This window comes from Ruegeria sp. BI7 (assembly GCF_056537925.1).
Genome location: NZ_JBQFSK010000015.1, coordinates 60,887 through 76,068, shown reverse-complemented (window position 1 = coordinate 76,068; position 15,182 = coordinate 60,887). Strand labels below are relative to the sequence as shown.

2 protein-coding genes and 1 pseudogene are annotated in these 15,182 nt (G+C 61.3%); all 3 read left to right on the top strand.

The window, feature by feature from the left end:
• Positions 1-356 precede the first annotated feature (356 nt).
• The 3 genes and pseudogenes from ACR0JB_RS21215 to ACR0JB_RS21205 all read left to right on the top strand — a co-directional run bounded on the left by ACR0JB_RS21215 (position 357) and on the right by ACR0JB_RS21205 (position 15,170).
• Positions 357-953 (top strand): annotated as a pseudogene (locus ACR0JB_RS21215) (response regulator transcription factor).
• Between the two features lie 123 nt (positions 954-1,076).
• Positions 1,077-1,589, top strand: coding sequence for an RNA 2',3'-cyclic phosphodiesterase (thpR, locus tag ACR0JB_RS21210; RefSeq protein ID WP_170352063.1), 513 nt, complete (start codon positions 1,077-1,079; stop codon positions 1,587-1,589).
• A 261-nt stretch (positions 1,590-1,850) separates the two neighbouring features.
• Positions 1,851-15,170 (top strand): hypothetical protein, encoded by a 13,320-nt coding sequence (locus ACR0JB_RS21205; protein WP_480790279.1) that lies wholly within the window; start codon positions 1,851-1,853, stop codon positions 15,168-15,170.
• Positions 15,171-15,182 lie beyond the last annotated feature (12 nt).

Below are 15,182 nucleotides of genomic sequence, written 5' to 3'. Positions count from 1 at the left end.
CATTGGCGAAGGCCTGCAAAACGCGGGCGTCCGTATTGCCCGGCCCCGGACCAGCAGCCAGTGTCTCGGGGATCTCAAGCGGGGGATAAATCTGAAAAGTCATCGTCTGACACTCTCGGCTGTTGACCGGGCGCTGCGGCCCGTCGTGTTTCATTGCCGAATAGAAAACGCTGCCTTGTCTTACTACACAACGTAACTTACTACTGCTTTAGGATGGCTAAAGGTATGGGAAGAAACCCACCCATATTGGTAAAAATACCGCAGTATACCAAATTTCTTCCTACCCAACCGGGTGGTATTTAGCAAAAATAAGGCAGAAACAGATGGTTGATGCCCCAGGAGTACCGATTGATGTCATGCTGGCGGATAGCAATCCGCTGGTCCTGCCCGCCATGTCCGAAGTTTCCGAACGCGACCCCCGATTCTCGCTGGTGGCGACATCTGCCACGGCAGAAGGGTTTCTTGGGACTGTTATGCGGATTCCCGTTTAGGTCGGCGTGATCGACTGGAATCTGCCTGTGCTGGGGGCAGCCAAACTGATCGAACTGCTGCGCGAACAGGCCAACGCCCCGCGGCTTGTGGTCTATAGCGATGCGACGGGTGATAGACCGCGTCTGACGATGCAGGCCAGGGCCGCAGGGTTTGCCGCCCGGTCCGGCCAGGTCGAAGGCCTGCTGGAAACCTGTGCCAATGTGGCGGCAGGTAAGATGGTATTTCCGTTTATCGACGTACGAAAAATGCAGCAGGACCCGCTTCAAAGATTGTCCCGCAAAGAGCGCGCCATTCTTGAGGCATTGGCACAAGGAATGTCGCACCGGGATTTGTCAAAAGAGCTGCAGATTTCGACCAACACCGTCAATTTTCACCTGTCGAATATCTATGAAAAACTTAAGGTGAAAAACAGGACACAAGCCATTACTCAGTTCTATTTATCCCGGATCGCCCGAGAATAAGTCGGCTCGGGCCAGTCATTCATCAATTCCGGGCTTTCATGCAGATCGCGCAAAGACCTGACATCGCGGGCATGAACGGTTAACTTTACGTGCGTTCAACAATAGACACAGCAAGAGGGTCAATTGCGCTCCTTCGTCGCTATATCACTCAACCATGAGGCGAAGGTGGCTCTTGCGCCGCTACAACGCGCGTTACCCGCGGGCAGACCGGTGCCACCTGAGAACCTGCATCTGACGCTGGCATTTCTGGATGATCAGCCCGAACAGGTATTGGAGGCTTTGCATGACGAGCTTTTGGCGCTTTCCTCTGCACCTTTTCACATCACGTTTTTGGGCATCGAGTGTTTCGGGCGTGCATTGGCAATTGGGGTTAAGGACAACGCGCCACTTGTTGCGCTGCATCGCAAGATACAGATCGCAACACGGCGTGCCGGAATTGTGTTGCCCCGCCGACGTTTTCGCCCACATGTAACGATCGCGCGGCTTAAACACGATCGTCATCAGGCGACTCACATTCCCCACGATTGGACGGTGAATACGTTGCCAGAGATGCTTGTGACCGGCTTTACCCTATACGAATCCACTCTTCGTCCGGAAGGCGCCCGTCATGTCGCCTTGGCACATTTCACGTTTTAATAGGGCTGCTGTCTCACCTTAGGTGGTTTACCTGTTCAAACCGTGTGACAGCCTATTGGCGCATTAAAAATGTTGCATTTAGGCAATACGGTTCACGAAACTGTTAATAGGTGAATTTTAGGAAATTAATCTCCTTTAGCTTGCGCGTATTCTGCCCGAAATGGTGATGGGGAAATGCCGAATTGCAGGTAACTGTTTTTCGGAACTGTACCCGATTGCCATGTGTTCTGACTATGCCGGTTGCGAGGTTCGAGGGTGACAATGAAATCAAATCTGCTGCTCGCGATTTCATTTTTTGTTTTGATTTCAAATCCATTGCTTGCTGCGCCAACAGCCGCTTCCAAAGTTGGCGACACAGTCACCAACCCTGTGACTGGTCTGGATACGACCGTAAGCGCGCTAATTGTGGATCCGGCCTCGACGCCAACAGCGGGTACAACCGCTTTTGTGGAAACGGCTGACGGATATGTTTTTCTCGTTAAAAGTGCGGGCGACACAATCTATAATTCGGACAATCCACCGCTTGCATTTGATATTGTCTCCATTAGCGGAACAACGGCGCAGATCAGCAATTCCGGGGCGACCGGTACATCCAGCCTGTCGACGCAATTGACGCTGTCCCAGTACAACAGCAACTTCAACAGCTCGGGCACTCCGGGTACCGTCACACCGCCAGTGAATGTCTCTGGGCCCAACGGAGTAAATCAAGTTGTATACGGACAGAATGGCAGCAACGGACGGGACGGCGCCTTGGTCGTTCCGCCAAGATCGGGCGGTGATGGTGATGATGGCCCAACGCAGACAAAATCTCTGTCCAGCGATGTCAACGCCACCAGCAACGTCGGCTGGGAGATCGGCAGCGTCGGGGGCGACGGCGGCAACGGGGGCGACTCGTATCTGAGTTTCTGGGACGGACGCGACGGCGGTGATGGCGGCAAAGGTGGCACAGTCACCGCAACGCAAAACTCCAGCAGCACAATCCAAACATCAGGCTCCGATAACGACGGCATATTTGCATTTAGCCGTAGCGGTGAAGCGGGTAATGGCGGCAGCGGTTTCGCGGCACCGGGCGGTGGTACCGGCGGGCATTCAGCCGATGGGGGCAATGTCACAGTCAACCAGAGCGGGTCGATTTCAACGACCGGAGACTCGGCCGATGGCATCTATGCTCTGAGTGTATCGAACAATGGTGGCAATGGTGGCTCGCAATGGGGGTTGGTCGGCGCATCAGGTGACGGCGGCTATGGTGGCAGTGGTGGCACGGTCACAGTCAACACAACATCAAGCGGCAGCATTTTGACGACAGGAGATTACGCCAACGGGATTTATGCCCAGTCCATCGGCGGGTCCGGTGGCTCGGCCGGTACCAGTGGCAACTTGCTGGTATCATTGATCGGTGGCGCAGATAATGGCGGCAATGGCGGCGCGGTTTCGGTCTCGCATGGCGGGGCGATTGAGACGCAAGGGGATTTCGCGCGCGGAATCGTCGCCCAATCCATTGGCGGCGGTGGCGGTTCGGGGGGCACTGCAGGGGGGCTGGTTGCATTGTCTTTGGGCGGGGTCGGATCAAACGGCGGTAGCGGAGACACTGTGAGCGTCACAGTCCAGGGCAGCGGCAGCATTCTGACGTCAGGCGAAGGCTCTGACGGGGTTATGGCTCAGTCCATCGGTGGCAGCGGTGGCACGGGCGCGAATTCCTATGGTTTGGTAGCCATTGGTGGCACCGGGTCGCGGGGTGGCACGGGCGCAGCAGTCAGCGTCAGCAATTACGGGAGCATCGTAACGGGCGGCGACGGCGCGCGCGGCATCATCGCGCAATCCATCGGCGGTGGCGGCGGGGACGGCGGATCGTCTGGCGGCATGGTTTCGGTCGGCGGCAATGGTAATGGCGGTGGCAGCGGTTCGACCGTGACGATCGTGAACGACGGCATCATTACCACGACCGGAGACGACGCGATGGGCATTCTGGCCCAATCCATCGGCGGCGGTGGCGGCAACGGTGGCTCGTCCGGGTCTGTTGGTGCATTTGTCGGCGTGGCCATCGGTGGTGATGGCGGGGCCGGTGGCACCGGCGGAGACGTTGATGTGACCCTGTCCAACACCGACGGTAGCCAGCCTTCGGCGATCCAAACCTCTGGCGACCGCTCGTCAGGAGTTTTTGCCCAATCCGTAGGTGGCGGTGGCGGTAATGGCGGCGGTGCTGTTTCGGTGGCCGTCGGGGCCTTTGGTGCGGCATCAGTTTCGGTCGGCGGATCGGCAGGTAATGGTGGTGACGGTGGCGACGTCACGCTAAGCGGCAGCGGCTCAGCTTCGGTGCAAACCGGAGGAGAAGATTCCGTCGGTGTCATGCTGCAATCGGTTGGCGGTGGCGGCGGCAACGGTGGCTATGCTGTCTCGGTTGCGGTGTCCGGCGGCCCGGTTTCTGGATCTTTGGCAGTTGGTGTCGGCGGTAATGGCGGCACGGGTGGCAAGGGCGGAGACGTAACGGTCGGCCAGTTCAATGGCAGCGGGGTTGCGACGGTCGCAGGGTTCGAGGGCACAGTTGTCACCACAGGAAATCGTTCGACCGGGATGCTTTTCCAATCCGTTGGTGGCGGTGGCGGCAATGGTGGTCTGGCGGTTGCAGCAACCGGCGGGGCTTCGGCACTGTTTTCCGGCAATGTTTCCGTCGGGATCGGCGGGCAGGCGGGCAGCGCTGGCAATGGTGGGACCGTTCAAGTCTATACCAATGCGGACGTTACCACGACGGGCACGAACTCCAGCGCGATCATCGCGCAATCCGTCGGCGGCGGCGGTGGCAATGGCGGCGGCAGCATCGCCGCCGGGGTCAGTGCCAGTGGTGTTGCTGCGATTGGCATCAATGTCGGCGTCGGCGGTGATGGTGGCGGTGCCGGAACCGGAGGTGATGTGACTCTGGTTTCAGGCGGCACGTCGATTGAGACCAGCGGCGCGTTTTCCAGCGGCGTTGTGGCGCAATCCGTCGGTGGCGGTGGCGGCAATGGCGGCTATGCCATCGGTGCGAGCGCCGATATCGGCGGCGCTGCGGCGGGGTCGGTCAGCGTTGGTCTTGGTGGTAAATCCGGCGGTGGCGGGGCAGGGGGGAACGTAACGGCCACTGTCGACGCCAATGTCACCACACGCGGAGACGATTCCGGTGCAGTAGTCGTGCAATCCATCGGTGGCGGCGGCGGCAATGGTGGTTTCAGCGTCGCGGCGGGTCTGGCCGCCGGGGGTGCCGGTGCCGGAACCATCGGTGTGGGCCTTGGCGGTGACGGCGGCAGTGGTGGCGGTGGAGGAACTGTCACGGGCGTTCGCGTCAATGGGGACGTTCGAACCGAAGGCTTGCGGTCCACAGGTGTAGTGGTTCAATCCATTGGTGGTGGCGGTGGCAATGGTGGCTTTAACGTCACCGCAGGAGTCGCCGCTGCGGGTGCTGGTGCCGGGTCAATTGGCGTCGGGCTGGGCGGAAACGGTGCGACCGGCGGCGACGGCGGCGTGGTCGAGGCTCAGGTTGCTGGGAACGTCACAACTCTGTCCGACAATTCAAGTGGTGTTGTGTTCCAATCCATTGGCGGTGGCGGCGGTAATGGCGGGTTCAACGTCACGGCCGGGATCGCGGGGGCTGGCGCGGGTGGCGGTGCTGTCACAGTTGGCCTTGGCGGCGGTGGCTCGGGCGGCGGGATTGGAAAATCGGTCACTGGCACAGTCTCCGGCACAGTCAGCACAGGCGGCGCGGACTCGACTGCGGTTCTGGCACAGTCCGTCGGCGGCGGCGGTGGCAACGGCGGGTTCAACGTCAGCGCCTCGCTCGCAGGTGCAGGGGTTGGCAGCGGCGCTGTCAGCGTCGGCCTGGGCGGCGATGGCGGCAGTGGCGCAGTGGGAGGAACGGTCAACCTGACCACGACGAATTCCATTGTGACCGCCGGAGACCGGTCGTCTGGCGTGGTTGCACAATCCATTGGCGGCGGTGGCGGCAATGGGGGCTTCAATATCTCTGGTACTGGCGCGGGCGCGGGTGTCGGCTCTGGCGCGGTTAGCGTTGGGCTGGGTGGCACGGGCGATGGTGGCGGTGATGGTGGTGCAGTCACGTTGACCTCAAACGGAACGATCCTGACGCAGGGCGATTCAGCCACAGCCTTTCTGGCGCAATCGATTGGCGGCGGCGGCGGCAACGGCGGCTTTAACGTCAGTGCGGCGGTTCAGGGATCGGGCACAGCGGGGGGCGGAGTATCCGTTGGCCTGGGCGGCGACGGCGCAGGTGGCGGAGATGGCAACACCGTCATCGCCACATCCAACAATGCAGTGGAAACACGCGGTGACCAGTCCTCGGGCGTTGTGGCGCAATCGATTGGCGGTGGCGGCGGCAATGGCGGGTTCAATGTTGCTCCGGTCCTGTCGGGCGCGGGCACGGCCAGCGGCGCGGTCAGCGTCGGGCTTGGCGGGTCGGGTGATACCGGCGGGCAGGGCGGCGACGTCACCTTGACCTCGAACGGAACCATTCTGACAGACGGGTTTGCCTCAAGCGGATTCGTCGCGCAGTCCATCGGCGGTGGCGGCGGCAATGGTGGGTTCAACGTGTCCCCCACTGTTTCGGGTGCAGGCACGGGCGCGGGCTCAGTCTCGGTTGGGCTGGGCGGTTCTGGTGCGGGCGGGGGTGACGGTAGCCAGGTTACCGCCAGCACAACGGCAAATGTGGTCACCAAGGGCGACGCCTCGGTTGGTATTCTGGCACAATCTGTCGGCGGCGGCGGTGGCAACGGTGGTTTTAATGTATCGCCAGCTTTGGCGGGCGCAGGCACCGGGTCAGGAGCGATCAGCGTTGGTTTGGGCGGATCGGGTGGCAGCGGTGGCACGGGCGGCATCGTGGGTCTGACCGTCGCTAACGATGTACAGACGGAAGGCGCGCAGTCCAGCGCAGTTGTTGCGCAATCCATTGGCGGCGGCGGCGGCAATGGCGGGTTCAATGTCTCGGCATCCGTGGGCGGTGCAGGTACAGGCTCCGGCGCGGCGGCTGTAGGTCTGGGTGGCCGCGGGACAGGTGGCGGCGATGCCTCGGCTGTTACGGCAAATGTCACGGGCAATCTGGTTACGTTGGGTGACACTTCGACAGGATTGCTAGCGCAGTCCGTCGGCGGCGGCGGCGGTAATGGGGGCCTGAACGTCTCGGTCGCGGTTGCTGCGGCAGGCACGGGATCGGGCGGTGCCTCGGTGGGTCTCGGCGGCGCGTCCGGTACGGGCGGTGACGGCGGCACCGCCGAAGCCTCGCTAACCGGCGATGTATCGACCCAAGGGAGCGAGTCCGGCGGCGTTATCGTCCAAAGCCTTGGCGGCGGCGGTGGTAATGGCGGTATGAATGTCTCCGCCACAGTCACGGTTGCCGGAACCGGCAGCGGTGGTGCCTCGGTCGGGCTTGGCGGCAGCGGTGGCGATGGTGGCAACGCCAACACGGCGAGCGGGACGGTTGTTGGAAACGTCACTACGGCTGGTGACAATTCAGGCGGCGTTCTGGTGCAATCCGCAGCAGGCGGCGGCGGTAACGGAGGACTGAATGTTTCGGCTGCCGTGAACCTTTCGGGTACTGGCGGCGGTGCTGTTGGCGTTGGCATTGGCGGGTCTGGTGGGGATGGCGGCAATGCAAGTTCAGCCACCGGCTCGGTCACCGGTGATGTCACCACGGGCGGCGAAAACGCAACTGGTGTTCTGGTGCAATCCGTCGGTGGCGGCGGTGGCAATGGCGGTGTCAACATCTCGGGCGCGCTTAGCATTGCGCGGACAGGTTCCGGCGCGGCGGGGATCGGTGTTGGTGGTTTCGGCGGCAGCGGAGGCACCAGCGGCGTGGTCGACAACACCTTTGTTGGCAATGTCAGCACCTCGGGCACGCGCTCGGCTGGCGTCATGGCGCAAAGTTTGGGCGGTGGCGGTGGTAATGGGGCCACGAATATTTCCGGCGCGATTTCTCTAGCCAGCAATTTCTCGGGCGGTCTTGGGATCGGCGTTGGCGGATTCGGCGGAGACGGCGGCACAGCGGACAACGTCACCCAGCAAGTCACCGGCAATGTCACCACGGCTGGCGATGACTCAGTCGGTATTCTGACACAAAGCCTTGGCGGGGGCGGTGGTAACGGCGGCACCAACATCTCGGCGGCCTTGTCCTTGTCCCGCTCGACCAATGCGGCCGTAGGCATTGGCGTCGGCGGGTTCGGCGGTGGCGGCGCGGATGCCGGTGCGCTGGTTCAATCGACTGTTACAGGCGGGGTTCTGACCGCTGGCGATCGCAGCACGGCCATTCTGACACAAAGCCTTGGCGGCGGTGGTGGCAATGGCGGCACGAACATCTCGGCCACGCTGGGTATCACCCAGCAAAACGGCGGTTCGGTCAGCCTGGGCGTGGGCGGCTTTGGCGGCGGGGCTGGCAATGCTGGCGACGTTATCAGCACCCTGCGTTCCAGTACGGACAGTAGTGGCACAACTTCGGTGGTCACGACGGGCGTCGACAGCATCGGTGTGATGGCGCAATCCGTTGGTGGCGGCGGCGGTAATGGCGGTCTGAATGTTTCGGGCGCGGTGAACCTGACGGGCAAATCCGGTGCAGCGGTCGCATTGGGCCTTGGTGGCTTTGGTGGCGGTGGCGGTGATGCCGGTACGGTAACGCTGGACGTTCAAAGCGACGTAGTGACCGCAGGCGACGGGGCGCATGGTATCTTCGCCCAAAGCCTTGGCGGCGGTGGCGGCACCGGCGGTGTGAATATCTCGGGCTCATTGGCGCTGACCAAACCGTCGGGGTCTGACACGATCTTTTCCGTTGCAGCGGGCGTGGGTGGATTTGGTGGATCAGGCGGCGATGCAAGTGATGTCGACCTGGATTACACCGGCAACGTGCAGGCGGTGCCGATGGTGCTGCAATCCGACGGCACTTTCGCCGTAGATGAAAGCAAAGGCGCCAGCGGAATTATCGCGCAATCGCTGGGCGGCGGCGGTGGTCATGGCGGCACCAATGTCTCTGGCGGAATCGCGATCAGCGGCAAACCAGGGGCGGGGCAAACGGATAGCAGCAAATCCTATGCAGTCGTTGTCGGGGTCGGCGGCTTTGGCGGCGGTGGCGGCAATGCCGGGAACGTCGACGTAAACATTGGCTCCGGCAGCACGATCATGGCGCATGGCACCGGCCAATCCGGTCTGCTGGCGCAATCCGTTGGCGGTGGCGGTGGCAATGGCGGTTTGAACGTGTCGGGCGGGATCGTGTCCGACAGCTCGCTGATCGTGGGTGTTGGGGGGTTCGCAGGAAACGGTGGTCAGGCGGGCGATGTCACAGTCACGTCGCAGGCGGATATCACGGTCACGACGGACCCGGACGATATTTCGATCCCTGACACCACAACTTTTGAAGACAAGTTGCGCGATTTCCTGGGCGATACCATCGTGGATCAGACCGAAGAGCTGGCCTCGACCTATGGGTTGGAGCGTCTGTTCATCGACATGGGGGTCTTCAACGAAGAAAAGCCGGATACCGATGGCTCGGCCGGTTTGATGGCGCAATCCATCGGCGGCGGCGGTGGCAATGGTGGCCTGAACGTGTCGGGCGGGATTGCGCTGAGCAAGGATGGCAAGATCCCCTCGGTCACATTTGGTGTCGGTGGTTTCGGCGGCAATGGCAATGTCTCGGGCGATGTGAGCGTGGATCATGCCGGATCGGTTGCCGTTGCGGGCAATTGGAAGCACGGCGTTCTGGCCCAGTCCATCGCGGGCGGCGGCGGTAACGGCGCGCTGAATGTGACCGGGCAGCTGAACTATGGCGATTCCAACAATTCCGACGGCAAAACCGACCTGAGCATCGTTGGTGGTCTGGGCGGTCATGGCGGCACCGGCGCAGATGCGGGCAACGTCGTTGTTACGCAAACCGGCAATATATCGACCAATGGCTATCACGCGCGTGGCATCTTTGCCCAAAGCATCGGCGGCGGTGGCGGTACTGGCGGGATCAACGCGACCTTTGTCGGCACCAAGGACAGTTCACCCATCGCCATGGGCATCGGCGGCTTTGGTGGCGGCGGTGGTGACGCTGGCGACGTGACCGTCATGAGTGGAACCGCCCTAGCGGCAGCAGGCACTATCACGACAGACGGTGTCGGCGCGCACGGGATCGAGGCGTCCAGCATTGGCGGGGGTGGCGGTGACGCCGGGGTCAACGCGGTTGTGGGTATCAGCAAAACAACGGGCAACCAGAGTAACGGCGGCACCGGCGATTCAACCGACCGAAAGACACCGACCAATACGGGCGTGGATGACTCGGTAATTGCCAATTACAACAACGTGCTGGATGAGCTTGAAGGCAAAGTGAATCCAGCGGATTCTTCTGGCAACAAAACCGGCATGTCGGCTGTGGTTGCCATTGGCGGCGATGCCGGAACCGCTGGGGATGGTGGGACGGTCGATATTGACCATTACGGCGATATTCTTACGAAACAAGACAGTAGCCACGGGGTATTCGGCCAATCCATTGGTGGCGGCGGGGGTAACGCAGCCCTGAACCTGGCCTTTGCCTATGAACTTGCCTCGGACCAAACCAACAAGGGTTTTGGCCTGGCTGTTGGCGGCGGGACAGGTCAGGGCGGCATCGGTGGGACAGTCGATGTGCGCAATACCGGCGACATCACAACGCTCGGTGCGGATTCCCATGGGCTGTTCGCGCAATCCGTTGGTGGCGGTGGTGGCAATGCGGGCTATAACTCGGCCTCGACCTCGGTGGATGGCGGCAACGTCAACATTCAGATCGGCCGAGCCGGTGGCACCGGCGGCAGTGGCGGCGATGTTTTTGCCAGCTCGGACGGTATCATCAGCACTGCGGGTGACCGCTCTTACGGGTTCTTTGCCCAATCTATTGGCAACGGCGGCGGCAATTCTTCGTCTACCTCGGTCAGCATTGGCACGCCAAAGACCGGCGACAGCAAGGGCAACAAGGCCAGTGTGTCGGTCGGTTTGGCGGGTGGCACTGGTGGCGCGGCCGGTAACGTGACTTCTGTGGTCGCGGGCACCGTGGTCACCCAGGGCGACGATGCCCATGCGGTGTTCGCGCAATCCGTGGGCGGCGGTGGCGGCAATGGCGGCAAGGCCAGCAACTCGGCCGGTGGCGGCATTTCGGCATCACTGTCCATCGGTGGCACCGGAGGCTCTGGCGGCGTAGGTGGCACGGTCGATGTGACCAGTACCGCACGGATCGCAACGCTGGGGGAACGCTCGATCGGGTTGCTGGCGCAATCGGTGGGCGGTGCAGGTGGCACTGGCGGTATGGTGCAGGCGGGTCAGGGAAACCTGGATACGATCAAATCCTTCGTTAACCCATCAACCGTGGGGACGGCAGCCTCGATCAACATCGGAGGCACTGGCGGGGACGGCATGACGTCGGACATTGTGACCGTTGTGAATGACGGCATGATCACCACGGCGGGCACGATGGCGCACGGCATCTATGCGCAATCCGTCGGCGGCGGAGGCGGCATGGGTGGCCTGGTGGAAAACCGCATCATCAACCTGCGCAAAGAGATCGGCAACACAGCGACAATTTCGATTGGCGGCAATGGCGGCACCGGTGCGATGTCTGCGGCAGTGTCGGTTACTAACCGCGATGTCATCGCAACAACAGGTGACAAGTCTATCGGTATTTATGCGCAATCCGTTGGCGGTGGCGGAGGCGACGCGCAACAGGTGCGCAACATCATCTTGGGCCGATCCTCGGAAGGATCAACGACAAACGCCATTCTGATCGGCGGAACTGGTGGCACTGGCGGCGCGGGCAGCACGGTAACCGTCGTCAACGAAGCCGATGCCACGATCCTGACCGATGGTACGGAAAGTCACGGGATCTTTGCCCAGTCCATCGGTGGCGGCGGCGGCAATGGCGGCTCGACCATCTCGGTTGACGGGCGCTATGGCGGGGCCGAGGCCACTACGCGGCGGGCGCTGCAATTTGGTCTGGGCGGATCAGGCGGTACGGGTGGCACGGGCGGCAATGTCGCGGTGACCAATGCCGGTACGATCGTGACAACGGGTGCCGGTGCGCATGGTATCTTTGCCCAATCCGTCGGCGGCGGCGGTGGCAATGGCGGCAGCTCAATCACGGGGACATTGCGGCTAAAGACCGGGGACAGCAGCTCTCCGACCGCGCAGCTGAATATCGGCGGATCGGGCGGCAGCGGCAATGTTGCCGGCAACGTGGTCGTCACCAACACCGGAGACGTTCAAGTGGATGGCACAGGCGCCTACGGCATCTTTGCACAATCTGTCGGTGGCGGCGGCGGCAATGGCGGTCTGGCCGTTGCGATGGACGTGAACGACCTTAAGAACACAATGACGGGCAAATCCTATTCGAAGATCGCCATTGGCGGATCAGGCGGATCGGGTTCTGATGGAGGAGACGTCACGGTCAACCACACTGGCACAATTGTTGTGAATGCCGAAAACGGGTTTGGCATCTATGCCCAATCCGTTGGCGGCGGCGGCGGCAACGCGGGTTATTCGGTGTCGTCCCCGCTGGTCTCGGTGCTGGATTACACAATCTCGCAGGCGCTGGGGGCTCGGGAGGGATCCACCGGTTCGGTGGGCACTGTAACTGTCAACTCGACCGGAGATATTCTGGTCAATGGCGCGGGCAGCGAGGCGGTCTTTGTCCAATCGGTGAATGGCGGCGGCGGCAATACTGATACCTCTGTCGATTTCACCACCACGACCGCTGGCGCGACCGGCTCGGTCGTCAGCAGCGATATCGCCCTTGGTGGCGATGACGTGTCGGGTATGGCGGGCAACCAGATCACACAGGCCCATAACGGCAACATTGCCACCACAAGCGATCGCTCGACCGGCCTGATGTTGCAGAGTGTCGGTGGCGGCGGTGGAACATCCGCGACCACGGTGGATGTTCAAGACGGTGACACTATCGATATCACCGCACGTCTGGGTGCGATTGACACGGATGACGCCGGTGGTGGTGACGTGGACGGAAGCCGGATCGGTGATGTTGGCACCGATGGCGCGTTCTCGTCCGCCGGTGCGGCGCAATCCATCGGCGGCGGTGGCGGCAAACTTGTGCTGAACAGCAATACGAATGGCGAAGCCGGGATCGAAAAGGCCGCGTCTGTGATCCTGGGCTCTGATCCCAGCTTCAACAACGATGGCGGCGATATCGACCTTTCGCTGGACGGCAACGTGTTCACAAGTGGTGACCGATCCTTTGGCCAAAGCGTTCAGAGTATCGGTGCCGGTGGGGGCGAAGTTGTCATCTCGGGTCTTGGGCGTGCGGATGTAACGCTGGGCGCGCAAGACGACTCAACCGGTGACGGTGGTGATGTCGGCTTTGCAAATATCGGGGACATGACTACCAGTGGAACTGGATCGCACGGGTTCGTTATCCAAAGTATCGGTGGCGGCGGCGGTCTCGTTTCAACCGATATGGAGGCCAGCCGGATCACGGTAAACCTGTCTGCTGCAAATAGCGGTGATGGCGGTGATATCGGATTCTCGCAATCCGGCAACATCGTCACGACGGGCGAAAATGCGATTGGTGTTGTGGCGCAGTCGCTTGGCGGCGGCGGTGGCATGGTGGACTCGGTCTATCGCGGGGCTGCTGGTGGTGCGGGCTCTGGTGGCGCCATCGACATGACGCTTGATGGTAACATCCTGTCGGTGGGCGAGGGCGGCATCGGCGTCTTGGCACAATCCGAGGGGCGCGATGGCGCAGACGCGATCACACTTGGCTTTGACGGCGTCGTCATGGGCGGCACCGGCGACGCGGGGTCAGGCGCATCAATCGTTGTGGACGGCGGCACCGACAATGTGCTGACCCTGTCTAAAGATACCCTGTTGATCGCCGGCAACGATCAATTGGTGAATGGAGGCGACGGCAACGAACAAATCTCGCTTGCGGGTACGGCCCTTGGCAACATGGATCTTGGCGCAGGCACCAACGGCTTTACCGTCGAAGACGGCGCGGCCTTCTATGCGTTGGATACGGTCAATCTGGGTGCTGACGGCTTCATGCAGGTGAACGGTGATTTTGTACTGGGGGCCAATCTGGGTCTGGACGGAGATTTGACGGCGACGGTTGCGGCCAGTGACTTTACCTTCAGCGGCAATGTCAGCCAGACATTGAACCTGACCGGAAGCCTGGCCTTTGGAGCAACGGCAACGTCAACCTTCGACGTGTATTTCCTGACCTCTGGGGCATCGGGTGGCAACAGCGACCTGGTTAATGCCACCGGTAATGCCACCATGGGCGGTACGCTGGTGCCACTGCTGAATACGCTGGAAAGGGCCTTGCCGCTTGTCATCATCAATCTTGATGGAACCGCCGCAGACGCGGGCACGCTGATCGAAGACACTGTGGTGCTGGATTATTCCATCGGCCTGAACGGCTCCACCTCTGACGGCAGTTCGGTCGACCTGGTGATCACGCCGGATTATTCGACCCCCGGCATGAACGCCAATCAGGCGGCCATCGGGGATTACATCAACCAAGTTCTGAACGGGCAGGGATCGGCTGCCCAAGGCCAACTGTTCGCCTTGATCGGCAACATGCAGTCCGAGGCCGATGTCATCGCCGCAATCGAAAGCCTGTCGACTGCCGACTATGCCGCCGATGCCGTGGATGCGCTTTATGGCACCCGGGTATTTGCGGATACACTGCACAATTGCGAACGGTTTACCGATTACCAGTTCGGGGATGACCCGCGCAATTGTGTCTGGTTCTCAGGCGGGCGGTCTTTTTATGACCGCGATCAGACCGGCATGTACGAAGAGCTGGACATCAACGACACCAACCTGTCGGCTGGTGTCCGTCTGCCGGTTGGGGATGAGCTATTCGCTGGGTTCGCGGTAGGCTATGACGAGATGAGCCTACGGAACGGGTCGAATTACAATGCAACGGGTGATCGGTTCAATCTGGGTGCCTCGCTGACCAAATACACCGGCGCGTGGGAGTTTGCAGCCCAGCTGTCGGCCGGTTGGTCAGACTATGATACGCTCAGCGCGGGCGGGATCAGTGGCGTGTTGCCCAACGGTCAAATCGTAAGCACCGTTGGTGTCAGCGAGATCAAGCACAAGATGAACCATCAGAACCTGCGTCTCAGCCTTGCTTATGACCACAGGTTCGCGGGCGGCAGTTCCTATCTGCGCCCTGAGGTAGCCGTTGATGCCACACGTCTGGCAACCGAAAGCAATGGCGATGCAACCCTAGCGGGGGTCGTTCTGCAAGACGATAGCGAGATGATCTATTCGTTCACGCCTTCGCTGGAAATCGGAACCGAGCAAACCCTGAGTGCCTCGCAGAAGCTTCGCGCAAGTTTTCAGGTTGGTGCCATTCTCTCGTCGGATGATACCGTATCGGTCACCGCCGGGTTCAACGGAGCGAGCACCGCTGACGGTGGGTTTTCAAACACCAGCTTTGTCGGCGACGCGCATGGCTTGGTCTCGGCCCGGTTGGGGCTGTTTGCGCTGGATGACAGCAGCTTTGTCAATCTGAGCCTCGATCATTTGTTCGGAGACTCAACCAGGGCCCTACAGGTAGGTCTTGGCCTTGGACTACAATTCTAATCGATGAGGGAC

Bases quoted from the DNA above. Each gene is read 5' to 3' on its own strand.
- ACR0JB_RS21205 (WP_480790279.1), top strand. From the start codon at position 1,851: ATGAAATCAAATCTGCTGCTCGCGATTTCATTTTTTGTTTTGATTTCA.